The 22546-nt window shown below is 56.0% G+C and carries 25 protein-coding genes and 2 pseudogenes; 11 read left to right on the top strand and 16 right to left on the bottom strand.

Features of this window, described 5'->3' with window-relative positions; all coding sequences use genetic code 11:
* Window positions 1-17: 17 nt before the first annotated feature.
* The gene (locus tag LQ232_RS15750) at window positions 18-326 is read right to left on the bottom strand and encodes a hypothetical protein (protein WP_230181302.1); all 309 of its coding nucleotides are present in this window, start codon (window positions 324-326) and stop codon (window positions 18-20) included.
* Window positions 327-386: 60 nt separating this feature from the next.
* Complete coding sequence (locus LQ232_RS15745; protein ID WP_230181301.1) at window positions 387-968, bottom strand: RadC family protein; 582 nt, start codon at window positions 966-968, stop codon at window positions 387-389.
* Window positions 969-1360: 392 nt separating this feature from the next.
* Here LQ232_RS15745 and LQ232_RS15740 point away from each other — a divergent pair, with 392 nt between their 5' ends.
* Window positions 1361-1576 (top strand): hypothetical protein, encoded by a 216-nt coding sequence (locus LQ232_RS15740; protein WP_230181300.1) that lies wholly within the window; start codon window positions 1361-1363, stop codon window positions 1574-1576.
* Between the two features lie 30 nt (window positions 1577-1606).
* On the opposite strand, the gene LQ232_RS15735 is transcribed toward LQ232_RS15740, so the two are convergent.
* From LQ232_RS15735 to LQ232_RS15710, 6 genes are all read right to left on the bottom strand, one after another.
* Window positions 1607-2278 carry a hypothetical protein gene (locus LQ232_RS15735; protein WP_230181297.1) on the bottom strand — a complete coding sequence of 224 codons (672 nt, stop codon included), beginning with the start codon at window positions 2276-2278 and terminating at the stop codon, window positions 1607-1609.
* A 75-nt stretch (window positions 2279-2353) separates the two neighbouring features.
* On the bottom strand, window positions 2354-2584 hold the full coding sequence (locus LQ232_RS15730) for a hypothetical protein (RefSeq protein ID WP_230181295.1): 231 nt from the start codon (window positions 2582-2584) through the stop codon (window positions 2354-2356).
* Between the two features lie 184 nt (window positions 2585-2768).
* Window positions 2769-3296, bottom strand: coding sequence for a hypothetical protein (locus LQ232_RS15725; RefSeq protein ID WP_230181290.1), 528 nt, complete (start codon window positions 3294-3296; stop codon window positions 2769-2771).
* 105 nt (window positions 3297-3401) lie between these two features.
* On the bottom strand, window positions 3402-3578 hold the full coding sequence (locus LQ232_RS15720; RefSeq protein ID WP_230181289.1) for a hypothetical protein: 177 nt from the start codon (window positions 3576-3578) through the stop codon (window positions 3402-3404).
* Between the two features lie 501 nt (window positions 3579-4079).
* A complete protein-coding gene (locus tag LQ232_RS15715) occupies window positions 4080-4667 on the bottom strand; it encodes a chalcone isomerase family protein (protein WP_230181288.1) in 588 nt (195 codons plus the stop codon).
* A 124-nt stretch (window positions 4668-4791) separates the two neighbouring features.
* On the bottom strand, window positions 4792-5229 hold the full coding sequence (locus LQ232_RS15710; RefSeq protein ID WP_256450052.1) for a transporter: 438 nt from the start codon (window positions 5227-5229) through the stop codon (window positions 4792-4794).
* Between the two features lie 35 nt (window positions 5230-5264).
* On the opposite strand from LQ232_RS15710, the gene LQ232_RS15705 reads away from it, so the two are divergent.
* A complete protein-coding gene (locus tag LQ232_RS15705) occupies window positions 5265-6227 on the top strand; it encodes an IS5 family transposase (RefSeq protein ID WP_230181286.1) in 963 nt (320 codons plus the stop codon).
* A 146-nt stretch (window positions 6228-6373) separates the two neighbouring features.
* Here the strand turns inward: LQ232_RS15705 and LQ232_RS15700 are convergent, their stop codons facing one another.
* The 8 genes and pseudogenes from LQ232_RS15700 to LQ232_RS15665 all read right to left on the bottom strand — a co-directional run bounded on the left by LQ232_RS15700 (window position 6374) and on the right by LQ232_RS15665 (window position 13942).
* Window positions 6374-7045 (bottom strand): transporter, encoded by a 672-nt coding sequence (locus LQ232_RS15700; protein ID WP_230181285.1) that lies wholly within the window; start codon window positions 7043-7045, stop codon window positions 6374-6376.
* 270 nt (window positions 7046-7315) lie between these two features.
* Window positions 7316-8953, bottom strand: coding sequence for a GMC family oxidoreductase (locus LQ232_RS15695; protein ID WP_230181283.1), 1638 nt, complete (start codon window positions 8951-8953; stop codon window positions 7316-7318).
* Window positions 8954-9082: 129 nt separating this feature from the next.
* Window positions 9083-10525, bottom strand: coding sequence for an aldehyde dehydrogenase family protein (locus tag LQ232_RS15690; protein ID WP_230181281.1), 1443 nt, complete (start codon window positions 10523-10525; stop codon window positions 9083-9085).
* A 176-nt stretch (window positions 10526-10701) separates the two neighbouring features.
* Window positions 10702-11613, bottom strand: coding sequence for an alpha/beta fold hydrolase (locus LQ232_RS15685; protein WP_230181280.1), 912 nt, complete (start codon window positions 11611-11613; stop codon window positions 10702-10704).
* Window positions 11614-11624: 11 nt separating this feature from the next.
* Window positions 11625-11783: pseudogene (locus LQ232_RS15680) on the bottom strand (SDR family oxidoreductase); the annotation flags it as partial.
* A 175-nt stretch (window positions 11784-11958) separates the two neighbouring features.
* Window positions 11959-12378, bottom strand: coding sequence for a MaoC family dehydratase (locus LQ232_RS15675; protein ID WP_230181278.1), 420 nt, complete (start codon window positions 12376-12378; stop codon window positions 11959-11961).
* Window positions 12375-12833, bottom strand: coding sequence for a MaoC family dehydratase N-terminal domain-containing protein (locus LQ232_RS15670; protein WP_230181277.1), 459 nt, complete (start codon window positions 12831-12833; stop codon window positions 12375-12377). Before LQ232_RS15670 ends, LQ232_RS15675 begins: the two co-directional genes overlap by 4 nt.
* A gap of 11 nt (window positions 12834-12844) precedes the next feature.
* Window positions 12845-13942: pseudogene (locus LQ232_RS15665) on the bottom strand (lipid-transfer protein).
* 197 nt (window positions 13943-14139) lie between these two features.
* Here LQ232_RS15665 and LQ232_RS15660 point away from each other — a divergent pair.
* The 9 genes from LQ232_RS15660 to LQ232_RS15620 all read left to right on the top strand — a co-directional run bounded on the left by LQ232_RS15660 (window position 14140) and on the right by LQ232_RS15620 (window position 22502).
* A complete protein-coding gene (locus LQ232_RS15660; protein WP_230181276.1) occupies window positions 14140-14910 on the top strand; it encodes a methane monooxygenase/ammonia monooxygenase subunit C in 771 nt (256 codons plus the stop codon).
* Window positions 14911-15142: 232 nt separating this feature from the next.
* Window positions 15143-15907: a methane monooxygenase/ammonia monooxygenase subunit A gene (locus LQ232_RS15655; protein WP_230181275.1), complete on the top strand. Its 765-nt coding sequence runs from the start codon at window positions 15143-15145 to the stop codon at window positions 15905-15907.
* Between the two features lie 9 nt (window positions 15908-15916).
* Entirely contained in the window at window positions 15917-17146 is a 1230-nt protein-coding gene (amoB, locus tag LQ232_RS15650; RefSeq protein ID WP_230181274.1) for a bacterial ammonia monooxygenase, subunit AmoB, read from the top strand.
* 10 nt (window positions 17147-17156) lie between these two features.
* On the top strand, window positions 17157-17762 hold the full coding sequence (locus LQ232_RS15645) for a hypothetical protein (RefSeq protein WP_230181273.1): 606 nt from the start codon (window positions 17157-17159) through the stop codon (window positions 17760-17762).
* Window positions 17759-18160, top strand: coding sequence for a copper resistance protein CopC (locus tag LQ232_RS15640; protein ID WP_230181272.1), 402 nt, complete (start codon window positions 17759-17761; stop codon window positions 18158-18160). Before LQ232_RS15645 ends, LQ232_RS15640 begins: the two co-directional genes overlap by 4 nt.
* A 142-nt stretch (window positions 18161-18302) precedes the next feature.
* Window positions 18303-20126, top strand: a complete 1824-nt coding sequence (locus LQ232_RS15635) for a CopD family protein (RefSeq protein WP_230181611.1) — start codon at window positions 18303-18305, stop codon at window positions 20124-20126.
* 36 nt (window positions 20127-20162) lie between these two features.
* Complete coding sequence (locus LQ232_RS15630; protein ID WP_230181270.1) at window positions 20163-20657, top strand: hypothetical protein; 495 nt, start codon at window positions 20163-20165, stop codon at window positions 20655-20657.
* Between the two features lie 176 nt (window positions 20658-20833).
* Entirely contained in the window at window positions 20834-22063 is a 1230-nt protein-coding gene (locus LQ232_RS15625; protein ID WP_230181269.1) for a hypothetical protein, read from the top strand.
* A 13-nt stretch (window positions 22064-22076) separates the two neighbouring features.
* Window positions 22077-22502: a hypothetical protein gene (locus LQ232_RS15620; protein ID WP_230181268.1), complete on the top strand. Its 426-nt coding sequence runs from the start codon at window positions 22077-22079 to the stop codon at window positions 22500-22502.
* Window positions 22503-22546: the final 44 nt, after the last annotated feature.

The raw sequence follows: 22546 nt of genomic DNA, 5'->3' as shown, positions 1-22546 counted from the left end.
TGGTATCTGTCGGTGTGTCAATGGCCCTGGTCGAGGTCGTCAAAGACGGGCAGGCCTTCCAAGATGGCCGCATCGCTGTCGAACTTGAGCCAGACGATGCCTGCCAATCTGGCCAATTCGAAGATCATGGCCATGTCGCTTTCAGCGGGCACCGTGTAGGGCGGCGAGCCCACATAGACGAAACCACCATAGTCGTTCGGGTACACGTTGACCGACAGGTCGTCATTGGCCAGCTTCTGGCGCGTGGTGGCCGTCAGGTGGCAGATCGACAAGGCGGCCAGAGGCTCGACCAGTTCCAACAACCTGGTCACGATGATGTTATCCAAGGCGGACTCCTCTTGGCAAGAATGAGGGCGGTGCCATGCAGGCCAGGGTGGACGGACTGATCACAGCAAGCCCCTTTCTGCAAATGACGTGACCCGGTCACCGCCCACGATGAAGTGGTCGAGCACGCGCACGTCAACCAGCATCAAAGATGATTTCAGAGTCTGGGTCAAGAGCTCGTCTGCCGGGCTGGGGTCTACTTGGCCGCTCGGGTGGTTGTGTGCCAACAGCACAGCTGCTGCATTGCGTGCCAGCGCGCCTTTGACCACTTCGCGTGGGTAGACCGAGGTCTGGGTCAGCGTGCCCCGAAAGAGCTCTTCGGCCTCAATCAGGACCTGCTGCGAGTCCAGGTACATCACAAGGAAAACCTCGTGCTGCAATCCGGCGCAGTACAGGCACAACCAGTCTTTAACGGCACTGGGTGAAGCCATGATGGGCCCCTCCAGCATCTTGGCGCGCAGCTTGCGCAACAGCAGTTCACGCGCGACGCTGAGCTTGTGAGCCAGTTCGGGCAGATCCTGATCAACGGCCCGGTAGGCGGCTGCTGGGTTGCAGGCACAGGGCGCATGGGGGGATTCAAGGCGAGTAGGTGCAGCGAGCAGTTCGCTGACCAGTTCGGTGTTGGACATATGAGTGACATTCACGGATTTCTCCTTCACAAAAAGGAAAAGCGGGAACGTCCAACCCCGAGGGGAAGGAGGTTCCCGCTCAGGAGGTGCTGACGCGAGGCCAGCACGGTTGATGAGGCAGGTGACGACTGCGACGCCGACGCAAGGTCGGGAGGGCATTCCGCGATGGAATGCGGGAGGCATGGCGCAGTGTGGTCGGCCTGCCCGGGGTGTTCAAGCGCTGGCCGGGCGATGCCACCGCCAACAGCCCGGCGACCCGGGGGATTGCGTGCGGCACAGTGCTGTGACAACGGACTGTCACTGAATTTGCAATGGAAAAATCTTCATCCATCTCTGGCCAAAACCAGTGACAAGGGGCGGAGATTTGAACAAGATGTGCTCATTGAATCGATGCAGCGAGCACGACCATGATTCGTTTTGGCCAACACATTCGACTGACACGGCGAGAGATCGAACGCTTCAAGAAGATCACCGACCTGGAGCCCGTCGGCATTCGATCACTCAGCGACCTGGCGGCCTACATTGCGCTGTGCAAGGCCCATTACTGGGGCGTCTCCAAGGAGACGCAGTTCTTGCACTGGCTGATTGACCGCGAGTACCAGCGGTGCCGTGAGGCGGCTTAGAGCCTCAACGACCAACAGGCGCGCAGGTCTTCAGGCAAAGACGCTCGGCTCGATGGTGGCGCCACGCATGAAGGCCAGGTAGGCCGCAGCCTTGCCGATGTCCTTGAAGCAGGCGATGGCCTCATCCCCACGCTTCACCGCCCATGGCAGGGTGTGTTCTTCGTTGGGCGATAGGCTCAGGTTGGCTTCGCGGTAAGCTGGATGTCGATACGGTGTTTTGCCTGTGTGCCAGTCAACCAGGCACAGGATGCAATTGGTCAGGATGGCACCACCACCCGACTCACCAGGCTCGACCAGCAATGGGACTTTGAGCCAGCCGCCAGAACGACCGATGCGGCCGACCACACCGTGCTCATCAAGCCAGGATTCGCCTGTGGTGAGGTCACCCAATATCAAGCGGATCGTCTGGCCACTTCGGCGATAGGCCTCCAGCACCTTGGCCGCTTTGGGGTCCGTCCTGGGCGCAAAGTAGGTGCCTTGGCTCAGTGGCGAGCATCCCCATTCGGCTGTTGCATCCAGGTATTTCTGATAGCCCGCCAGCGCGGCGTAGTCGTCTGCCGTGAAGGCCAGATCGCTTCTGCCAAGTTGTCGCGCGATCTGGTTGGCATGATCGCGGGCGTTGTCAAAGCCAAAGCAGCTGTAGCCTGATTCAGCCGCGATGACGTAGAGCTTTTGCTCAGGGTTGAGTGTGACCTTGTCCATGAGGGTTCCTTCGGTGGAAACCTGGGGACGCACCGCCGCCAGGGCCGTGGGCCCCGCAGGCGTGATGAATGGGTATCAGCCTTGGGCTGACAACAAGAAAAATGCTTGATCGCCGATGCTGTCCACCACCTGGCTTTGGCGCAGGTGATCGAGCTTAAGCAACAGCGCATGGGCATGCGCGCGGTCGTCCCCCAGCAGTGAGGGCTGGAGCGCCTGCACTTCCTTGATCAGCAAGCGCAGTTCCTGGACGATGGCGCGATCGGCACGCACCTCAATGGCATGCAGGGTTTCGGCAACGGTGGCCATGGGGAGTCCTTTCATAAGGGGGCGCCGATCTGCCAATGGCAAATCGAGGCGGGCGACGTTGGGAGGGGGCGAACGCGGCATGCACCACCGCTGGGGTGGGCATGCGCGTTCGACGATCTGGGCTCACCAGGGGTGGTGTCGGTGAGCCACCGTCAGGACAGCAAGTCCATGACGTGCTGCAAGCTCAAGCTGCGGTGGGCGCAGCCTTGGGCTGGGGCGAAGCCTTGTTCACAGCGGGTGTGGATGCGGGCTCGCTGGATGGGGCCCCGGCTTGCGCATCAAACGATGCCTGGGCCTGGGCGAACTCAGCCTCTTGCCTCAGGCGGCGAACCTGAGGCACGCCAGGCTCTTTGCCTGCTTTGGTGTCGATCATGGGCAGGCATTCGACAGCCATCTCTCTGCCCTGGTGGAGCGCCCTGAGCATGCTTTGCGCAGGCACGATCACCAAACCATGGGCCAGCCAGCGCACGAACTGGCCGATCCGCTTGTTGCGAGCTTGCGTGGCCTTGTGCGTGCGCAAGGATTCCTTGCAACACAGGTACAGGGCCAGGTGGGCGCGCTTCATCTCGGGCACGGCCTCAAGTTGGGCCATCACTTCGGTGGCAACAGCGGGGTCGCTGCTGACACGTCGGTAAAAGCCAACCCAGGCGCGTGCTTCTTCGATCTCGATGCAGGTCCGCTTGGGGCGAACACGCGATTTCTCATAGGACATGGTGTGATCTCCAGAAAACGGAGGGCACACCTGTCCCGGTGGGAAGATGGTGGACTCCCCAGGGGTTGAAATGCTGATGCAGCAGGGTGGCGTGAGCCATGGAGGTCACGCTGCCGCTGCGATGTACTCAAATGCCCGTTCAGCCGGTGGTAAAATCGGAGGTCGAGGCATCAACAGTGCGGGTAGCACTGCTTGGCGGATCACAGGCTCGCGGGCACGCCCGGAGCCTCCCATCAGCACGCTGATGGCGCGCGCATCCATCGTCGCTTGAGATGCGAACATGGCGTTCTCCTTCTGGAAGTGAAGGGGAACGCACCTTCCCAGTGGGGAACATGGTTCCCCAGCTTGGGATGCTTCAGTCTTGATGGATGAAGCGGCTCGGTGGCAACACCGCAAGGTGTGCCGACAGCAGAAGGTTCAGCCCGAGGGCAGAACAAAACACATGGCCACCGAAATGGCCAGGCTGAACCGGAGTTCCGCGTCTACAAGGCAGGTCACGACTGCGACGCCAGCGATGCTGGACTTCAGGGAGACCGAAATCTCCATTGAAGGCTTCGTGGACGCGATGTCCACAGGTAGCCATCGCAGTATGGCCAGGGTGGGCAGCGGTGCTCAAGGGGGGCGTGGCTGCACTTTCGCAGACGCCATGGCGAATTGACGATGAAGTTGGGCGCTTTTGCGTGGTGGCTGAAGTTTGTTGGTGGTCATTCCGTAGAGCACCATTCAGACCGGCGCGCATCGCATTTTCAAGTCGAATTTCATATTGTTGGCGCCGAATACTCATCAGTGCTCGGTTTGGTTGGTCATGCTTACCGACTGACCAAGCAGATTACGCTGCAACTCCTCGGGGATAGCTGCGCCAGCATAGATGCGCAGAAATATCTGGTACAACAACTCGCTATTCGGGGTGGTTAGGTAGGGTGTGAACAAGCCTTGCTCCATGGGATTGCCGTTGTAAGTAACGATCAGCCCCTTGCCAGGCACCCAGTCTATCAAGACCACGTCACCCTTGCGTACCCGCGGCAAGGCACTGTATATGGCACCCACTGACGCAACCTCGTTGATCAAATTACGAAACTCGGCGTCGGTTGCCACTAACTTGAAGTCATTCAAAAAATAGCGTGAGATCGTCGAGCCTGGAATCTCCCTGAGTACATGGATGGCGATGCGTTTCGGGCCGCTCAGTTTGTTGATGGCATCCAGCGATGTGCGTTTTTCGGGAAGGTACAAGGCGGTGGCATTAGCCTTGAAATAGCCCCGCTTGTGAAAACCAGCGCCATTGAGGACGAGTTGCTGACCTGCGACCATTGCTGTGGCGCTCAAGGGAACACCTTCCACTTCGATAGCCACAGCCTGGGCAATCGATGACATGAAGGCAAAACACCATATTCCGAGCAATATTCGATGCATTTCAATCTCCATCAAAACCATAACAGCCGCACGCCTGCGGCACTAATTTTCGCGCCGATGGTTTCAAGCTTGAAACCGCCATACCTTAGCGAATCGGCAGCGTCCAGTTGAGCCAAAAACTCGCGCCTTCCGGCCGGTCCTGCGCCGAAAACTCCTTGAGTAAGCGAGCATCAACGAGCCAATCGCCGGCCCCCTTGATCCAAGCAAGGGATGGACCGATGCCGAAAACCTGGCCTTTCTTGCCGACTGTCAGCCGTTGTGCGAGGGTCGGCGTACCCTCGGCTGTGTCTTCCGTCGTCTGAACTAGCGCGTATCCAGCAGCACCCACGCGCAGCGAGTCTGACAGCGATTTCATCAAAGATACATCGACGTTGAGGTAGTTGCCGGAACGGTATTTGGTGTCCTTGTTGCGCGAATTCATTGAGTACGCTGCACGCCCGGCTACGTCCCACCCGTCTCCTATATAACTGTACTGTACTAAGGAAGGTCTGCAAAACTCCGTCGCAGGGCGCGGGTCTTGCATGATGATTTCGTCAAGTTGATGCGTGGCGCACGAACATGAAGCAAGTCAGCCTGGGATTGAACCTGTCGACCAAGAAGACGCGCAAGCGTGAGTTCCTGGAACAGATGAACAAGGTCGTGCCGTGGGATGTGTTGGTCGGCGTGGTTGAGCCCCACTGGCCCAAGTCCAAGACCGGCCGCCCACCTTTTGCCATTGAGACGATGCTGCGCATTCATTACCTGCAGCAGTGGTTTGGCCTGAGTGATCCGGCGATGGAAGAAGCGCTGCATGACATGCCGGTGTACCGCGAATTTGCCAAGCTCGATGGCGTGCTCGATCGTTTGCCAGATGAGAGCACGATCCTGCGGTTTCGGCATTTGCTGGAGAAGCATGACCTGGCCACCGACATGCTGCGCATCGTCAACGACCTGCTGGCCTACAAGGGGCTGCTGCTGAAGTCGGGCACGGCGGTGGACGCCACGTTGATCTCGGCGCCAAGCTCGACCAAGAATGCCGAAGGCAAGCGTGATCCGCAGATGCATCAAACCAAGAAGGGCAACCAGTGGTACTTCGGCATGAAGGCGCACATTGGCGTGGATGCCGATTCTGGTCTGGTGCACAGCGTTGAGGGCACGGCTGCCAACGTCAATGACGTGACCCAGGCGCACAAGCTGCTGCACGGCAAAGAAGTCGATGCCTTTGCTGACGCGGGCTACCAGGGCGCACACAAACGCCCAGAGGCCAAGGGGGATGTGAGCTGGCATGTGGCCATGCGGCCGGGCAAGCGCAAGGCGCTGGATTTGAATGACCCGGCGCAAGCCATCACCGACAAGATTGAGCGCGTCAAGGCGAGCATCCGCGCCAAGGTCGAACATCCGTTTCGGGTCATCAAGAAGCAGTTCGGCCATGTGAAGGTTCGCTACCGTGGGCTGGAGAAAAACACCGCACAACTCAAGACCCTGTTCATGCTCAGCAACCTATGGATGGTGCGGGGCAAACTGATGGCTGGTGGGGCATGAGTGCGCCCAAAACCTAGGCTGCGGTGACTTTTGCAGGGCCAGAGCACCGCTTGAAGTCGCTTTGGAGCCCCATTGAGCTCGTTCTCGATGCGGTCGGTGCATTCGCCGATGTCATCACGCCACCAAGTGCTTCGCAAACCAGTTATTCAGACCATCCCTAAGGGACGTACCGTGTAGAAATTGCCCGCACCTGGATTGGCCGTGCGATTCTTGTTGTATTCGCCAGTAGGCAGTGATAAGAACATTGCAAGCAAGATTTGTTCAGGGTCACGGGCCCAACGCAGGATCGGCGCGATTTCGAGATCACCAACACCGAACCTGGAGCTGGTTAGTGCGGCAGCCTGCTGCCGAATCGAAGCACCGATTCCGCTGGCGATTTGGTCCTCGGCCGCTTGGCCCAATGGTGTATTGAAGGTCGCTGACCCGACCAAAACAGAAACTCCCGCCTTCTTCTCGACCAGCGGCAATTGCGCGGTCGCACCAAGTGTGGCCCCCAGCCACTGGGTTGTGCTCATGAAGGTCAGGCGCGGAGCGATACCACCCACCTTGACACGAACTTGGCTCTGCGTGGGCACGGTGGCGATGGCCCCGGGGGCCCCGAAATCCGTGAGATCGACATCATCTGTCAAGGACAGCGATATTTTGCCATCGTACGCATACGATGGCGCCTGAAAATACCAACCAGGATCGACCGGGGCCGACATGTCTGCGCCGCCAAGGCCTGGAGCATACCGAACATCGAAGTTCTCTGTCGCATTGGCAATGCGAGCCACACTGATGACAATGGCGAGCGAGCTGCCTAGACGGGCAAAGCACATGCTCCCACGTCTCGTTAAGGTAGAGGGCCTTGACACAAGTGGCAGGCAATGCAGTTTAGGGCGCATGGAAACTCCTTGTTTCATGTTTGTGGGCGGATCACTGAACAAAACTGATGCCATTGCTCAGCTATGAATGTTCTTCGGCAGTTTATGGATGAGCTTGACAGAGTGGTTGGATGAATTATCACGAAAACTGCCTCAATTGTTTCTTCGGGATGAGCCTAGCTGTCATTGCTTGTTCCAGCATTTGGAGGGCCCCCTCGATCAGTGCTAAATACCCCGTGCAGTTGCGTTGAGGTCCTGCGCGAGGCCTAATACGGAAACTGAAGAGAGAATCGCCCGAGCGCACTTCTCGCCGATGACCATGGTCGGCGCGTTCGTGTTGCCTCCAATCAAGCTGGGCATGATCGATGCATCCGCAACGCGAACACCGATCAAACCATGAACACGCAGTTGCGCATCGACAACGGCAAGTGCGTCGTTACCCATCTTGCAGGTGCCAACTGGGTGATAAATGGTTTCGGCCTTGTCGCGAATGTAGGCGCGTAATGACTCATCGCTTTGTGCTTCGGACCCGGGTGCCACTTCGCCATCGTTGATGTCTCGAAATGCGGGCGCGGCCAAGATCTTCCTGGCTAACTTGAGCCCAGCGATCATTTCGCTCCAGTCTTCAGGGTGAGTCAGGTAGTTTGACTGGATCAGTGGGTCAGCCACTGGGTCGGCACTTTTGAGCCCGATGAACCCGCGGCTTTTAGGGCGCAGTTGACATACGTGCAGGGTGGCCCCGTAGCCTGGGGCGAGATCCCGGCCATGGTTGCGTAGATACGTCGGCAGGAAGTGGAACTGGATTTCGGGCAGCGTCGAGTCTGGTGCCAGTTTGGCGAAGCCGCCAACCTCCGCCACATTGCTGGCTAGAAGGCCTTCGCGCCGCCGCAGGTATTGCCAAACACCGGACACCGCACGTGGCAGGAAGGAGAGCGCCACGCCAATACCGAGCTTTTTGCGATCCCGGATCATGACGGTGATGTCCAGATGATCCTGCAGATTTTTCCCAACGCCAGGCAACTCGTGAACCTGCGGAATACCGTGCTTGCTCAGTTCGGCCTCGGGGCCCACGCCTGAGAGCAGCAGCAAATGTGGCGAGTTAATGGCTCCACCAGACAGGATCACTTCCTTCGTGATCTCAAGGCGTTCGGTGCGACCATCCCGTACGTACTCAATACCCTTGATGCACTTGTCATCGAATAGCAGGCGTGTCGCGCGGGCATCTGTGAATACCTTGAGATTGGGGCGTTGCATGACAGGGTGAAGGAATGCTCGCGCACTGCTCCAGCGTTCGCCGTTCTTCTGTGTGACCTGATGAAAACCCACGCCTTCTTGAATCGCTCCGTTGAAATCGGTGTTTTTGGGAATCCCGCACTGGTGAGCGGCTTCAATAAACATCGTAGACAGCGGGTTGCGCGAGCGCACTTCTGCCACGTTCAGCGGCCCGCCTGTGCCGTGGAAGGCCGAGCCGCCGCGCTCATTGTTCTCGTGCTCCTTGAACAGTGGCAGCAGATCCTGGTAACTCCAGCCCGTGTTGCCCTGTGCAGCCCATGCGTCATAGTCTGCGGGGTTACCGCGCATGTACACCATTGCGTTGATGGAGCTACTGCCGCCCAGCGTCTTGCCGCGCGGCCAGTACAGGCGGCGACCATTGAGTTGCGCATCGGGTTCAGTATTAAAGTACCAGTTGTACCAGCGCGTGGTCAGCAGTCCCAAAACGCCCATCGGTGTGCGAATCAGCGCCGAGTTGTCTGATGGGCCCGCTTCGAGCAGGCAGACCCGCACACCGGGGTCTGCACTAAGTCGATTTGCTAACACGCAACCAGCCGAACCGGCCCCTACGATAACGTAGTCAAATTCCATGGATTTTTCTCCTGAAAAATTGAATGTGAAAAGAGTCTTTCCGTACTGATTTCAAGTCCGGCATTTGGCGCCCCGCTATTGCGTTCGCGTAGACACGAATTTACCCACTCAAGCGAGCTGAGCCGCTCTCTACACTATGTGAAACGCCATTGAGATCAACCTGCGTGACAGTTTGCTGTAAGGTGGATAGAAAACGGAAGCTAGCATCAGCCGTGCTCTCACGACAGCTCGCTCGTGGCTGAAAGCCTTGAAGCCATACGCGCCGTGTGAATTGCCAATGCCGGAGTTGTTGACCCCGCCGAAAGGTAGCCGCCCATGCAGGGCCTGCACGACGCTGTGGTTGATGCACACGCCACCGGATGATGTTTCGCGCAACACCTTGTTGATGCTGGCGTTGTCATGGCTCCAAAGGTAGAGCGCCAATGGTTTCGGGCCAGCATTGATGGCGGCGATCACTGCGTCGAGATCGCGATAGCCAAAGATCGGAAGTACTGGCCCGAATATCTCCTCCTCCATGATCGCAGCGTCGGAAGGCAGGTTGTCTAGCAGGGTTGGCGCAATGTAGCGTTCAGCCAGGTTATAGGCACCACCAACAAGGGTGCGCGCGCCACGCGCCTTGGCGTCATCAAGCAACCGCACGATGCGCTCGGTATGGCGCTGATTGACGATGCATGCCCGATGGGCCGAGTTCGGGCCCGTCGCGTCGCCAAAGGCTTTTTCTAGAGCCTTCTTGCAACTCTGCACGAACTTGTCTTTCACCGAGTCATGCACGTACACGTGGTCTGGCGCAATGCAGGTCTGTCCGTTATTGACGAACTTGGACCACATCAGGTTCGATGCGGCTGCGTCAAGGTTAGCTGTTTCGTCGATCACGGTTGGGCTTTTGCCACCAAGTTCCAATGTGACGCTGGTGAGATGTCTGGCTGCAGCCGCCATCACCACCTTTCCGATCGCTGGAGAACCGGTGAAGAAAATGTGGTCGAAGGGGAGATCGAGCAGAACCTGCGACACCGAGGCATCGCCCTCGAAGATGGCGACCTCATCCTCAGAGAACACTTCCCGCACAATCTCCACGATCACTGCGGAGAGGTGCGGCGTCATTTCCGAAGGCTTGATGATCGCTGTGTTGCCCGCCGCGATGGCTGACACTAGCGGCCCCAAAGTCAGGTTGACTGGATAATTCCAGGGCGAGATGATCAGACAGCGCCCCTTGGGCTCATACCGCACATGGCTGCTGGTGCCAAACATCAGCAAAGTGGGCAATACCCGGTGAGGGCGCATCCACTTGCGGAGATGGCGGCGTGCGTCATTCGCCTCGGCTACCACCGGCAAAATTTCGGTCAGATCGACTTCTGCCGCAGGTTTGCCAAAATCCAGCGCGCCAGCGTGCTGGATTTCTTCGCGCCGTCGCAACACAGCACGCTTGAGTTGCTCTATCTTGACCAAGCGATCATGCGCAGTGGAAGAGCGCAGTCGCAACGCCGAAGCCAATTGACGTTCGAACACACGTTCGATTTCGGCGTGTTCGGCGTTGACATTGATCAGTTGCTCGGGCGCTATATCGTTCTTCATTGGTGGTCTCCAGTCGGCGCGGTCAAAATTGACCGATCACTTTGTATTGATGGCGGGTTGAGAAGAATGGCTCCGGGATAGGTTGCGATGTGCTCGATGACCCTTCCCGCTTCTTGATGGCGCTCACGCGCACCGATGCGGGCGCGGAATACAATGAATACTTGAGGTAGGGCACGTCACGAAGCACTGAGGGTTGGGCAATGTCGGCAAAGAAAGGCGATGACAGCTTCTGCGAAAACATCGTTGCGGTCACCGGCCACCATGTGACCAGCCCGAGGCACATGTACCAGTTCAGCCTGCGGAATCAGAGCCTGCAAAGCGAGCACCCCTTCGACGCTGACCACATCGCTTTGCATGCCACGCACAAGCAGGGAGGGTGTGCGGACTCGACGGGCAGCAGCTTCGCGGCGATTTTGAAGTAGCAAAGCCTCGCCATCGGTGTTGCGTGGCGCGTGGTCAAGCAGGCGGGGATCCCAATGCCAATACCAGCGACCATTGGCTCGCTGGCGAAGATTTCTTTTGAGGCCCTCTAGGTCGCTTGGTGGGGGGCGTTGAGGGTTGTAGGCGGCAATGGCAACTGCTGCATCTTCCAGTGCCGCAAAGCCATCGGTATGCGAGTGCATGAAGTCCAGCACCCGCCCCACGCCAGAGGACTCCAGCCGGGTTGCAATGTCCACCAGAACCAAGGCTGCGGCGATGGGTGTTGCAGATTCACCGATTGCCACCAAAGAGGTTAGTCCGCCCATTGAGGCGCCAACCAGCGCTGGTTGTTGAGGTAGCCTGGCAATGATCTGCCGCAGGTCGGCAACAAACGCGTCCGGGCTGTAATCACCGGTACTTGACCAGTCGCTGTCACCATGTCCACGGGCGTCATAAGCTAAGGCATGATAGCCTGCGTCGGCAAGACGCACCATGGTCTGATGCCAAGAGTGGCGTGTTTGTCCACCGCCGTGTAGCAGAATGACTGGTGAGGCAGTGGGATCGCCTGCTTCATCGTAAGCGAGGCTGATGCCGCCCTCACCGGTAAAGCGGTGTTCGTGCCAGTTGCTGGTTTGGTGGCGGGCGCAGTGCAGGCCTTTGGAGATCATTGGGCGCGGTCCTACATCGAAAAGCCGCCGCCGCAGACCAGTACCTGGCCGCTGACGTAGTCGGATTCGGGTATGCACATCAGATAGACTGCGCCTGCTGCCTCGGTGGGGGTGCCGGCGCGACCCAGCGGCACGGTGGCTTCCATCATTTTCATCAGGTCAGGGTTAATGAGTGTGAGCAGCCAATTCGATGGACTGATGATCAGGTTTGGTGATGGTCAAATCTGGCCACCAATACGGCCCTCAATGGCCTGAACAAAAACGCCACCAGGGTTCAATCTGGTGGCGTTCGTCGTTTGCCAGCAAGTTTCATTTTGGTGTGTCCTGTGTTCTTTATTGAAGGTTTCATGCTAGAGCGACCAGCGCCTCACCGACAAGTTTGGTGACGCCGTGCTCATCGCTTACGGCAATCTCCAATCTGGCGAGCACTTCGCTGTCGAGCTCCAGTTTCTCTACCACTTTGCCGAAGCAGGTCAGCCTTGCGCCCACGGGCGTCATCGCGGAGAAACGCACCTTGAACTGGCGCAGTTGCGACTGCGGTGACCAGATAGTGAGAAGGCGACCAAGATAGGCCATGGGCAACATGCCTTGCGCAAACACATCGGGCATGCCGAAGGCTTTGGCATAATCGAAGTCAATGTGGATGGGGTTGTGGTCACCTGAGGCCCCAGCGAACAATGCCAATGTCGTGCGCGTGATGGCAGGTAGTGTCAGCGGAGGTAGGTCATCTCCAACCTTCACAGTATCAAGTCGTGCAGCGTTCATGTCGTTTTCTTCCTGGGATGACGGACGACGATGACGCTACGGGTCGAGACCACCTTGCCGCCGTGCTGGTTGCTAACCGTGGAGTCCTTGACGATGAATTCGAGTTCGCCGCCCTTTTTGGCATAGATGTCAGCAATGGACGATTGCACGGTTAGCAGATCTCCTGCGTGGATGGGGGCGTGGTAGGTGAACTCCTGCTCGCCGTGAAGGATCTGGGTTAAAGGAACCTGCAATTCTTCGAGCAGTGAGAACATGCTGCCGGCATCAAGCTCGGCACTGAAGACAAATGTAGGGGGGGCAGGCAGGCTAGAGTGGCCCGCAACTCGCGCTGCCGTTTCGTCGAGATATTCCGGTCGGGTTTCTCCCGTGGCTTTGGCGAAGAAACGCAATCGGCCTTTTTCCACTTCAAAGACCACAGGCGGCAATTGCCTACCAATATGTTTGGGATCAATCATTGGTGCGCACCTCAGGCTTGGTCGAGCGTGACAACGCCGGCCCCGCCCAGCCCCAGGTTGTGTTGTGAGGCCACCCTGGCGCCATGCACTTGGCGAGCGCCTGCTTCTCCCCGGAGTTGCTGAACCAGCTCGGCGCATTGAGCCAGACCAGTGGCTCAAAGAAGGTGTCCTTTTGACAACAAGCCACTTGAGGATCGGTGACCACGCGGCAGCCGTAAGTGTTGTCACAATCTGCTACCATTTTTTCGCCGCCACCCTCTGGTGCTATTTCAAGTTCAAATGCCTCGTAGGTCAGTGGCTCATTAGTGGCAAAGCAGTCGTGCAGCTCTACCACATTCACATCTTTTGGGCCAATGCCTGCCACCGTGTAAACCTGGGTGGCGGCCGCGCTTGTCATATAGCCGCCAACCAACTGGATCATGCTCCGCGCTTCAAAGGTGCTGGGTGTGTCGGTGGTCATGAACCGGGCGACGATCTTCACCCGATGGGCTAGTCCGTTGGCCCTGGCGAATTCTTCCGAGCAAACGATGACTGCGGCGCCGCAGCCGGTGGGGGGGCAGACCATCAGACGGGCCAGAGGCCCAATCAAAGCGGGTGAACTCATGACTTCTTCCATGGTTACCTCCTTCCGAAACAGTGCCACGGGACTATTTGCAGCATGGCGAATGGCCTTGGTGCCGTATTTCTCCATGTGAGCGATGCCAGCGCCGCCAAAAGAGATGACCATATAGGGGCACACACACATCAGGCTAGCCCACTAGCGCCGCACGGGCGCTTTCAAACGGCGCGACGGGGGTAGGTAGGGGGTTGTCGTTGTAGTAGCTGCCGAGCGCGCTAGGCTTCATTTGTTCGAAGCCTAGTGCCTGTACACAATCCGCAGCATCGCCTTCAACTGCTTGACGCGCCAAAAACAGCGCTGTAGAGCCTGTTGAGCAGTTGTCGTAGGCATTGGTGACCGGGATGCCGCTCATCCCGACGGGATAGCGCGCGCGTTGCCCGCAAGTCGAGTCGCCATAGACGGCGTAGGCCTGATGAGGACGTTCAGGAACGCTGAACGTCGCCAGGTGTGCTGTTGAGCATGAAAGATAGATGCATCTGCGATACACGATTTGAACCCAATAAAAAAAGAGCGGTGACGCGTAACTTTTAAGGTTCGGGCGTAACGATGATGTCGTCAATGCTGGGTAAGTACATAAGTGATTTTACTAATAGCAACGATGACGTGGGTTCTGCAACATACGAAAGCATCTGTCGCCATGGTTTGCTCTGGTGCAGGCGGGCACTTTCGTTCAAAAGGAGTTGCGCAATGAATTCATCAGCCTACAAATCACCGAAGGCCCCTTGGGCTAAATTCTTCTTGGGACTTTTAGTGGTTGCTGTTGTTTTTGGCAGTTATCGCATTTACCAGCATGCAACTGCATTCACTGTCGGGCTAGACTATTTCTCGCCTGAGTTCCAGCAATATTGGATGAGGCTGCTCTATATCCAACTACCAGTACTTGCTCTTGTGGGGTGCAGCATTGGTGTGTGGCTTTTGATGACGCGTGACCGCCGACTTGACCAGTTAAAGCCGGTGGATGAGTTGAGACGCTATTTTGTACTGCTGGCCCAGATTTTGCTGTTCTCTGTCATCGCTTACCTCGTGGCTTCGGTGTTCACGGAAGCTGATGCCGCTTGGCACCAGGTGACGGTGCGCGATACCGATTTCACGCCGACACACATAGTGCTATTTTACTTTGGCATTCCGATGTTCATCATCGCTGGCGTCTCGGCCTTCATCTATGCGCGCACAAGACTGCCGCAGTTTGCCAACCGAATTTCACTGCCATTTGGATTGTTGGTGGCTGGCCCGATCATGATCATGCCCAATCTCGGATTGAATGAATGGGGGCACACTTTTTTTTATGCTGAAGAGTTGTTCGCGGCGCCTATCCACTGGGGATTCGTGTTGCTTGGGTGGTCCGCGTTCGCGGCTGGAGGTTTGCTGGTGCAAATGTTGACCCGCATCGTCGAGTTGACTAGAGTTATCGGTCATGGCGATGACGATACTGCCAAGAAATTGCAAACAGTCAATTGAATGTGATTTGACGGCTCTGGCCTTTCTACCTAAAAACGGCATGCGCGAGATGCGCATGCCGTTTTCTGCAAGCTGAGCACACTAGTTTTCTTTGAGCAAGTGCTGAAGCCGAGTGAAGCGCTTTGCTGTTTACATTACAAAATAAAATGATTTGGCTGGTGCTCGGGATGTTTTTTTCCAAACTGCCAAAATCACCAGCTGATGAGCATTCGGTGTTTTAAGGAAATAACAAATGACAAGCGATTCGGATACGGTATTGGCCCAATCGGGTATGATTTCACCCGAGGAGCAAAAACGGGCATATATCCAGGTGGATTTGTTTGTCATCCCGCTGGTTGTCTTGCTGTTTGCGGGTATCTTCAGCTTTCACTTTGCCTTGCTGGTTGGTGATTGGGATTATTGGGTCGATTGGCGTGATCGTCGTTGGTGGCCTCTGGTAACCCCTCTGGCACTGACTGTTCTGCCAGGTGTCTTCTCCTATGTATTTTGGGCAAAGCTGCGGCTGCCACTTGGTGGAACCTTGTCTATCTTGTGCCTGACCTTCGCCGCTTGGATCAGTCGCTACCTCAATTTTCATCTGTTCGCGGATTTTCCGATGAATTTTGTCTGGCCTTCAACCTATATAGGGCTAGGCTTGATACTGGACTGTTTGTTACTGTTGACGGGTAGTTTTTTTTGGACGGGCCTATTTGGTGGATTCGCTTTTGGTGTGCTGATTTATCCACTCAATTGGGCTTTGCTCGCGCCTTTCATGGTGCCAGTGAATCTGCATGGCACGATGCTCACTGTGGCTGATTTAATTGGTTATGAATACATCCGCACGGCAATTCCTGAATATGTGCGCATCATTGAGCAGTCAACGCTTCGTACCTTTGGTGAGGCGGTGACGCCGTTGACGGCAGTTTTTGCAGGCTTTCTAAATATCCTTAATTTGTGGTTCTGGATATGGATTGGTTACTTGGGGTCGAAGGCGATCTGGATCCGGAAAATTGTTTGAGGAGGTAATATGAAAAGAATCATTGCAATGTGCATTGCGCTGTTTGCGCTGATGGGTGCCTTCATTTCTTCGTCCGCTTTTGCGCATGGCGAACGCGCACAGATGCCCCAATTGCGCATGAGAACCGTGCACTGGATGGACGTGCAGGTGTCGACAACGAAGTTGGCGGTGAATGAGTTGGTCATGGTCAAGGGGCAGTTCATGCCATCTGAATATTGGCCGCACCACGTGAATTCAATTGAGGGGACGGCATTTCTTAATATTGGTGTTCCAGGCCCTTCATTTGTTCGACTCGACTCTCGTGTCAACGGCACGCCGATGATTCGATCGACGTCCTTCAACAAGGGTGAGCTATATGATTTCGAAGTCAAGCTGAAAGCCCGTAAACCTGGTCGCTATCACGTCCACCCAGTCATCAACGTTGAGGGCACGGGTCCTATAATCGGCCCCGGAATCTGGGTTGAGGTTACCGGTAATGCAGCAGATTTCGAGAATAACGCGACCACGCTGCTGGGTAAGGTCATTGATATGGAGACCTATGGGTTTGATAATGTCAAGTTCTGGTCTATTTTGTGGTTTGCCGTTGGTCTAGCTTGGTTCGCTTACTGGCTCACGAAGTGCCCGATCATCGTGCCGCGCTTCAAGCGTGCGCAGGAGCTGGGTGCAGATGCGGACAAGATGATTACGCCAATAGATCGCGTCATGGCCGCCGTGTTTCTGCTTCTGACCTTGAGTCTGATCGGAGGCAGTTATCTCCACGCCCAAGACCAATATCCGATCACGACGCCCCTGCAGACTGGCCGGGTGGAGGTTCCTTCGCTTGAGCGGGAGCCAAACCCAGTGTCGATCAAGCTGATCGAGGCCCGTTATCGCATTCCTGGACGAAGTTTTCGTCTGGAAATTGAAGTCACCAATCGTGGCAATGAACCCGTCTCCATTGGCGAGTTTGATGCTGGGAGTCTGCGTTTCATCAACTCGGCTGTGCGCAAGGTCAAGCCTCTCGACGAGAGTGATCTGGTCGCACCTGATGCTCTACGCGTTGAAGGTGGCCCAGTGGCAGCAGGTGAAACCAAGCGCGTGGTGCTCTACGCTGATGATGCCATGTGGGAAACCGAAAGGATGACCACGATGATCGCATCACCCGATGCGGTGGTGGCCGGCATGCTGTTCTTCTACACTGACCGTGGTCAGCGTTATCTGGCTGAATTTGGCGGCCCAATGATCCCAGTATTTCGTTGAATGGTGAGTAATGAAAAAGCTACTTGCCATGTTGCTCGTTACCTTGTCGCCTTCGCTGGTCTTTGCGCACGGCGGAGTGTCTATTGAGGACGATAAGTGCATCATGAAGGTATCCAACATGACGGCGCACTTTACCGGCTATCAGCCAGAGGTGCGTGCCACACAGCAGTTCTGTGAGGACATCCCAGAGCTCGGGCGCGCAATCATTGTGATTGACTATATTTCGTCTGAATTACGTCAAATGAATGTCGAGGTTCGGGTTCTGAGGGATGTCAAAAATCGGGAGGCTGCTGGACGTTATGAGGACTTGGGTACCCAGCAGGAAATTGATGCGGCAACAGTTGTCAAAATGGCGCCATCAGTCTATCCTCGTGGAACCGTCACCTTCGATCACCAATTTGTCCAGCCGGGGTGGTATATCGGCATGTTGACGGCTACAGACCTGAAAACCGGTGTTGTACATCACTCTGTTTTTCCCTTCAAAGTCGGCGTCCTTCAGTACGGTCGTTATGTCATCGCCTTTCTGTTTTCCTTTGGATTGGCAGGCTTGGCCTATTACCTGACTTCGCGTAAATACCGAGCGTCGGGCAAGCAAGCCTCGGGCGGTAATTTATGATTGTTTTCATCCGGCAAATAGTCCGTTCGTCAGTGGGGCTGACAGTGCTGAGCGTTGCACTTTGTCCCTCTATTGCCATGGCTCATGCGGGAATGATTAGCTCCGAACCGGGGCGCCGTGCGGTGCTGACGATGGTGCCCAAAGAAATCCGTTTGTGTTTTAACGAAGACGTAGAGGCTAGTTTCTCGACGGTCACGATTGAAGACGCGAAGGGCAAGCTGGTGCCATTGTCAGTCCCGGCAAAGGATCCCAAAAAGCCCAGTTGTATCTATGTTCCGCTGCCTTTGTTGAGTAATGGTGCATACACGGTTAAATATCGTGTCCTTTCTGTGGATGGGCATGTAGTGGAATATGGGTATGGATTTCGTTTGAACGCCCACGAGAAGGCCGTTGATTAGCTTCATCTCCGCCTTGTGTCAATGGTTGACCTTGGCGGCTGGCTCAGTTGTCGTCGGCACGACAGTTTTCCGTCACATATGCTTGCCCAGCGCAACGTGCCTGCCTAACTCTCGATTTAAGAGAGTCGATGTCTTGTTGTATGTGCTGCCCGGCTTTCTATTGGTCTTTGCGCATCTTGGTAAGCTGACAGCGCAAATCTCTATTTTAGGGGGTTTTGTTGGCAACACGAACGCTTGGTATCAGCTTTTGAGCGATACACATGTTGGTCGTGTTTGGGTTTATCGGGCTATTATTTCCTGTCTGCTGCTGGCGTCAATACTCATAATACGGCGCGAACAATTACATGGATCTTTTTTGCGAATCAGTGCGGGCTTTGCTGCCCTTTACTTGGTTCTTGGTCCACTGGGGGGGCACGCAGCCGGAGCCGGAGCACTGTCTTGGACACTGGTTCTGAATATTGCTCACGTCTTGGCTGTGGCCATTTGGATGGGCGCCTTACCGTTGTGGGTGCTGACCGTGCGCGCATTTGCAAATGGACAATCTGGTCTTTCTTGCTCCCAGCTTGAGGATGCGCTGACACGCTTTTCTTGGCTGGCAATAGGTGCCATGTGCACCATCGTATTGAGTGGTGCGTTACTAGCCGACACTTACATTAACAATGCCGGAGACCTGCTTGGTACGCTATATGGTGGCTTGCTGGTCGCCAAATTTTGCATCTTGGCGGTTGTTTTATTGCTGGCCAATGGTGTTCGCAGGGGCTTTCTCCCGCAGTTGCGCGTGGCCGGTAATTTGGCCATGGCTTCGCGTTTGGCTGCACGTCATGTTGCGATGGAATTCGTTGCTGCAATTGGGGTGCTTGGGTGCGCGGCGTGGCTTGGTCAGACAACGCCAGCGCTGCATGATGCGTCGTTCTGGTGGTTGCCATTTCGTTGGGCTCTGGATGCGGCATGGATCGTGACTACGCAACGCCCTTGGATACTCACCGCAGCAGCCTGTCTTGCTGTAGGTCTGTTGACAACGACATTTGGTCGCCATCGTACCTTGCGCCAATCAGGTTTGTTTGTCTTCGTGACCAGCGCTGTAGCACTCGCATGGATACTGGCCGTCAAGGCCTACCCGGACAGTTACAGGCGCTCGGAATCTCCTTATCTCACTGCATCTATTGCGGAGGGACGAGCGCTTTTTCAGGCGCATTGTATCCACTGCCACGGTGGCGGCGGTCTCGGTGATGGACCGTTAGCCTCTTCGCTTCCCAAAATTCCGGCAAACCTCACCCAACCGCACACGGCGCTGCACACTGTAGGCGATGTGTATTGGTGGCTGACGCACGGTATTCAAGAGAGCGGGATGCCTGGCTTTGGCAAGGTGCTGTCGACCTCGGAACGATGGGACTTGATCAATTTTTTGCGCGCGTTTTCTCAGGGCTTTGAAGGGCGGTTACTCAGTTCACGCGTTGTTTCCGGTCAAGCTTGGTTAGGTGCGCCAAACTTCTACATTGAAGGCAGTGCGGAAATCAGCGAACTCAAGAACTACCGGGGGGGCAGCAATGTCTTGTTGGTATTCCTTGACAGAGATGAGCGGTCGGCTGAGCGGATTCGCAGGCTCGTGGCGGGTTATCCGCGCTTGCAAAGCCTGCGCACGGCCGTTCTATTGGTGGTGCCAATGGTGGGCGTAACACCCCCATCAGATCTGCCGTTCCCTGTTCTTGGCAGTTCAAGCAAGGAAATCTGGGACGCGTACGAACTTTTGTCGCGCACCGCTTCCAATCGCGGAGCTCCTGACCGCCTGGGAATGGACTGGGCAAGGGCGGAGTTCTTGATTGACCGTTTCGGCTATGTCCGGGCACGTTGGATCCCAGAAGAAGATCGGTCTGGCTGGGATGACTTGGATCGATTATTCCCGGAACTGGTTCAGCTTAATGCTGAACCTCAGCTCAAACCTTCCCCTGACGATCATGTTCATTGACTCAATTTCAGCTCGCCGTTCAAGGACTCAATCCATATGAAGACCTTCCAGTTTGCAGTCGTGCTTGGTGCCCTGATGCTGGCCCCTCCCCTTGTGCATGGCGGTGCTGCCGACCAACTGCATGTGCATGACCACAGCCACCCTACCAAGGAACGTCTAGGTCAAGGTCAGGCGACTGGCAGCGCAGGGATGGTGGTTCCGCCGCTACGCATTCTCATGCCTTCGGATGGTGCCAGGGTCGGCAAACAACTCGCCATGATATTTGAAACATCTGGCGACATGCGGCGGTTGACGATGAGTTCGCAGGCCGTTAGGACGCACCTGCATGTCGAAGTAGACAGCAAGTCTTTGATGCCATCGAATGAGCAGCTTATACGGCTCGGGCACCATCGGTACCTTTTCGTCTTCGACTTGCCTGTCAATATAGGCCCTCATACGCTGAAGGTTTATTGGTCGGATGGGGCACACAGACCTATCGTATCCACCCTCCAGAAAGTCAGCGTGATGGTGGAGGATGGTGTCCAGCCTTGAGTCTCTAGCGGTGGGAGCGAGCAATCGCGTGAGTTTGTCGCAGTGTGAAACAATTTTGAAGGGTCTTTATCACAGATTGTTCTGAAGATAGCAGTCGATTGGCCGATAGTAAATTTCGTTGCGTGGCGAAGTAGTTCGTTAATCCCATGCGCTACCTCTTTTAGAAGGAATCACTCATGCGAATTATGTCCAGTGCCCTAGTACTTGCGGTCTTTGCCGTCCATGCAAGTGGTGTTCATGCCGAAGAAACCACTGAACCATCCATGGTCAGCTTCTCCGGTTTTGGCACCGTGGGAGCCGTCAAGACCAACACAGATCTTGGAGCCTATGGCATCTTTCCTCAGGAGGGGGGGGCAAGAAAGAAAGTCGATTACGGTGTTGACTCCAAGCTTGGTTTGCAAGTCTCAGCCACCCCGAACAGCGTGTTTTCGCTAACCGCTCAGATACTCACCAAACGCAACGGTGAGGGTAACTGGAACCCGGAACTCGAGTGGGGTTTTGCCAAGATAAAACTCGGAAAGGGCTTCAGCGCGCGAGTGGGCCGGACAGGCACGCCTTACTTCCTCGTCAGCGATTTCCGTGACGTCGGTTATGCCAACACCTGGCTTCGCCCCCCCGTTGATGTTTACGGTCAGATTCCGTTTAGCCATCTCGATGGTGTGGATGTTTCCTATCAAGGCAGCATTGGCGATACTAACGTGAATGCTCAAGTATTTACGGGTAGCACCTCCGGCAAGATGTTCGGGGGTGAGGCTAAGCTAAAGAGTGGGGTAGGTTTCAACGCCTCAGCCGAATATGGGCCCGTGACGCTGCGGTTGGGACATATGCAAGGCAAGCTCAACTTGAGTGGCAATTCAGGCTTGGACGGCTTGTTTGCCGGGCTGCGTCAAGCAGGCCAAAGCCCGGGTTTGGAGGCCCTTGTCCCTTTGGCGGAAGAGTTGGACACCAGTGACAAGGCCGCATCCTTCTCCGGAATAGGCCTCGCGATTGACTGGAATGACTTCGTGGGCACTGCGGAATACACCAAGCGCCGAGTCGATGCCTTCTTTGCTGACACCACGGGCTGGTACGTGACGCTTGGGCGTCGGTATGGTGTATGGACGCCTTATGTCACGATCTCTCGACTCTCTCAGGATAGCCCGATCTCGTCGTCAGTCATCCCCACAGGTATCGACCCCGGACTTGACCAACTTGCTGGGGGTGTGAACACTTTACTGGCGTCTGTTGGTCAAAAGACCGCTGCCGTCGGTTTACGCTGGGATGCTCGCAAAAATCTTGCTGTAAAAGCGCAATTCGATCGAATCAAGGTTGACACCGGTGGCGTCGGCCTGTTCACCGATGTCAAACCCGGGTTTGGTGCCAATCCTGTCAATGTCTACAGCTTAGCTGTGGACTTCGTCTTCTGAGCTGAGGTCTATCATGAAATCAATCAATCATTGGCTGCTCGCAGCTGGAGTGGTTTGCTCTGTTCATGCCGCGCACGCTCAAGTCGCCATCGTGGTTGGGGCCAAGAGCCCGGCTACCGCACTCAATGCCGAACAAACCGCTGGCCTCTTTCTTGGCAAAAATGCTCAACTCCCTGGTGCTGGCAGCGCGGTGTTGGTAGATCAATCCGAATCAACCACTATCCGGGAACAGTTCTACACTAAAGTAGCCGGAAAGTCGGCCGCACAAGTGAAGGCAATATGGTCGCGTCTGGTCTTTTCGGGTAAGGCGCTGCCGCCCAAGGAGCTTGCTAACAGCGCCGAAGTGAAAAAGCTCTTGGCTTCCAATCCAGATGCAGTTGGCTACATCGAAAAAAGCGCAGTGGACCCTTCGGTGAAGGTCCTGTTGACTGTGGAGTGATCGCCCCCGGCTCAAGAGCAGAACGTTGACTCTCTTGAGCTACT

Source organism: Aquabacterium sp. CECT 9606 (assembly GCF_918741295.1).
Lineage (GTDB): Bacteria > Pseudomonadota > Gammaproteobacteria > Burkholderiales > Burkholderiaceae_C > Aquabacterium.
Note: the sequence above shows the minus strand (reverse complement) of the source record. Positions and strands in the feature narration are given on the sequence as shown.

Coding starts and splice junctions, on each gene's coding strand:
- LQ232_RS15700 (WP_230181285.1), bottom strand. CDS start 7,045: ATGTGCTTTGCCCGTCTAGGCAGCTCGCTCGCCATTGTCATCAGTGTG.
- LQ232_RS15710 (WP_256450052.1), bottom strand. CDS start 5,229: ATGCAAGACCCGCGCCCTGCGACGGAGTTTTGCAGACCTTCCTTAGTA.
- LQ232_RS15685 (WP_230181280.1), bottom strand. CDS start 11,613: ATGATCTCCAAAGGCCTGCACTGCGCCCGCCACCAAACCAGCAACTGG.
- LQ232_RS15740 (WP_230181300.1), top strand. CDS start 1,361: ATGATTCGTTTTGGCCAACACATTCGACTGACACGGCGAGAGATCGAA.
- LQ232_RS15725 (WP_230181290.1), bottom strand. CDS start 3,296: ATGTCCTATGAGAAATCGCGTGTTCGCCCCAAGCGGACCTGCATCGAG.
- LQ232_RS15690 (WP_230181281.1), bottom strand. CDS start 10,525: ATGAAGAACGATATAGCGCCCGAGCAACTGATCAATGTCAACGCCGAA.
- LQ232_RS15730 (WP_230181295.1), bottom strand. CDS start 2,584: ATGGCCACCGTTGCCGAAACCCTGCATGCCATTGAGGTGCGTGCCGAT.
- LQ232_RS15720 (WP_230181289.1), bottom strand. CDS start 3,578: ATGTTCGCATCTCAAGCGACGATGGATGCGCGCGCCATCAGCGTGCTG.
- LQ232_RS15705 (WP_230181286.1), top strand. CDS start 5,265: ATGAAGCAAGTCAGCCTGGGATTGAACCTGTCGACCAAGAAGACGCGC.
- amoB (WP_230181274.1), top strand. CDS start 15,917: ATGAAAAGAATCATTGCAATGTGCATTGCGCTGTTTGCGCTGATGGGT.
- LQ232_RS15675 (WP_230181278.1), bottom strand. CDS start 12,378: ATGAACGCTGCACGACTTGATACTGTGAAGGTTGGAGATGACCTACCT.
- LQ232_RS15655 (WP_230181275.1), top strand. CDS start 15,143: ATGACAAGCGATTCGGATACGGTATTGGCCCAATCGGGTATGATTTCA.
- LQ232_RS15625 (WP_230181269.1), top strand. CDS start 20,834: ATGCGAATTATGTCCAGTGCCCTAGTACTTGCGGTCTTTGCCGTCCAT.
- LQ232_RS15645 (WP_230181273.1), top strand. CDS start 17,157: ATGAAAAAGCTACTTGCCATGTTGCTCGTTACCTTGTCGCCTTCGCTG.
- LQ232_RS15695 (WP_230181283.1), bottom strand. CDS start 8,953: ATGGAATTTGACTACGTTATCGTAGGGGCCGGTTCGGCTGGTTGCGTG.
- LQ232_RS15660 (WP_230181276.1), top strand. CDS start 14,140: ATGAATTCATCAGCCTACAAATCACCGAAGGCCCCTTGGGCTAAATTC.
- LQ232_RS15715 (WP_230181288.1), bottom strand. CDS start 4,667: ATGTCATCGATTGCCCAGGCTGTGGCTATCGAAGTGGAAGGTGTTCCC.
- LQ232_RS15640 (WP_230181272.1), top strand. CDS start 17,759: ATGATTGTTTTCATCCGGCAAATAGTCCGTTCGTCAGTGGGGCTGACA.
- LQ232_RS15630 (WP_230181270.1), top strand. CDS start 20,163: ATGAAGACCTTCCAGTTTGCAGTCGTGCTTGGTGCCCTGATGCTGGCC.
- LQ232_RS15735 (WP_230181297.1), bottom strand. CDS start 2,278: ATGGACAAGGTCACACTCAACCCTGAGCAAAAGCTCTACGTCATCGCG.
- LQ232_RS15670 (WP_230181277.1), bottom strand. CDS start 12,833: ATGATTGATCCCAAACATATTGGTAGGCAATTGCCGCCTGTGGTCTTT.
- LQ232_RS15620 (WP_230181268.1), top strand. CDS start 22,077: ATGAAATCAATCAATCATTGGCTGCTCGCAGCTGGAGTGGTTTGCTCT.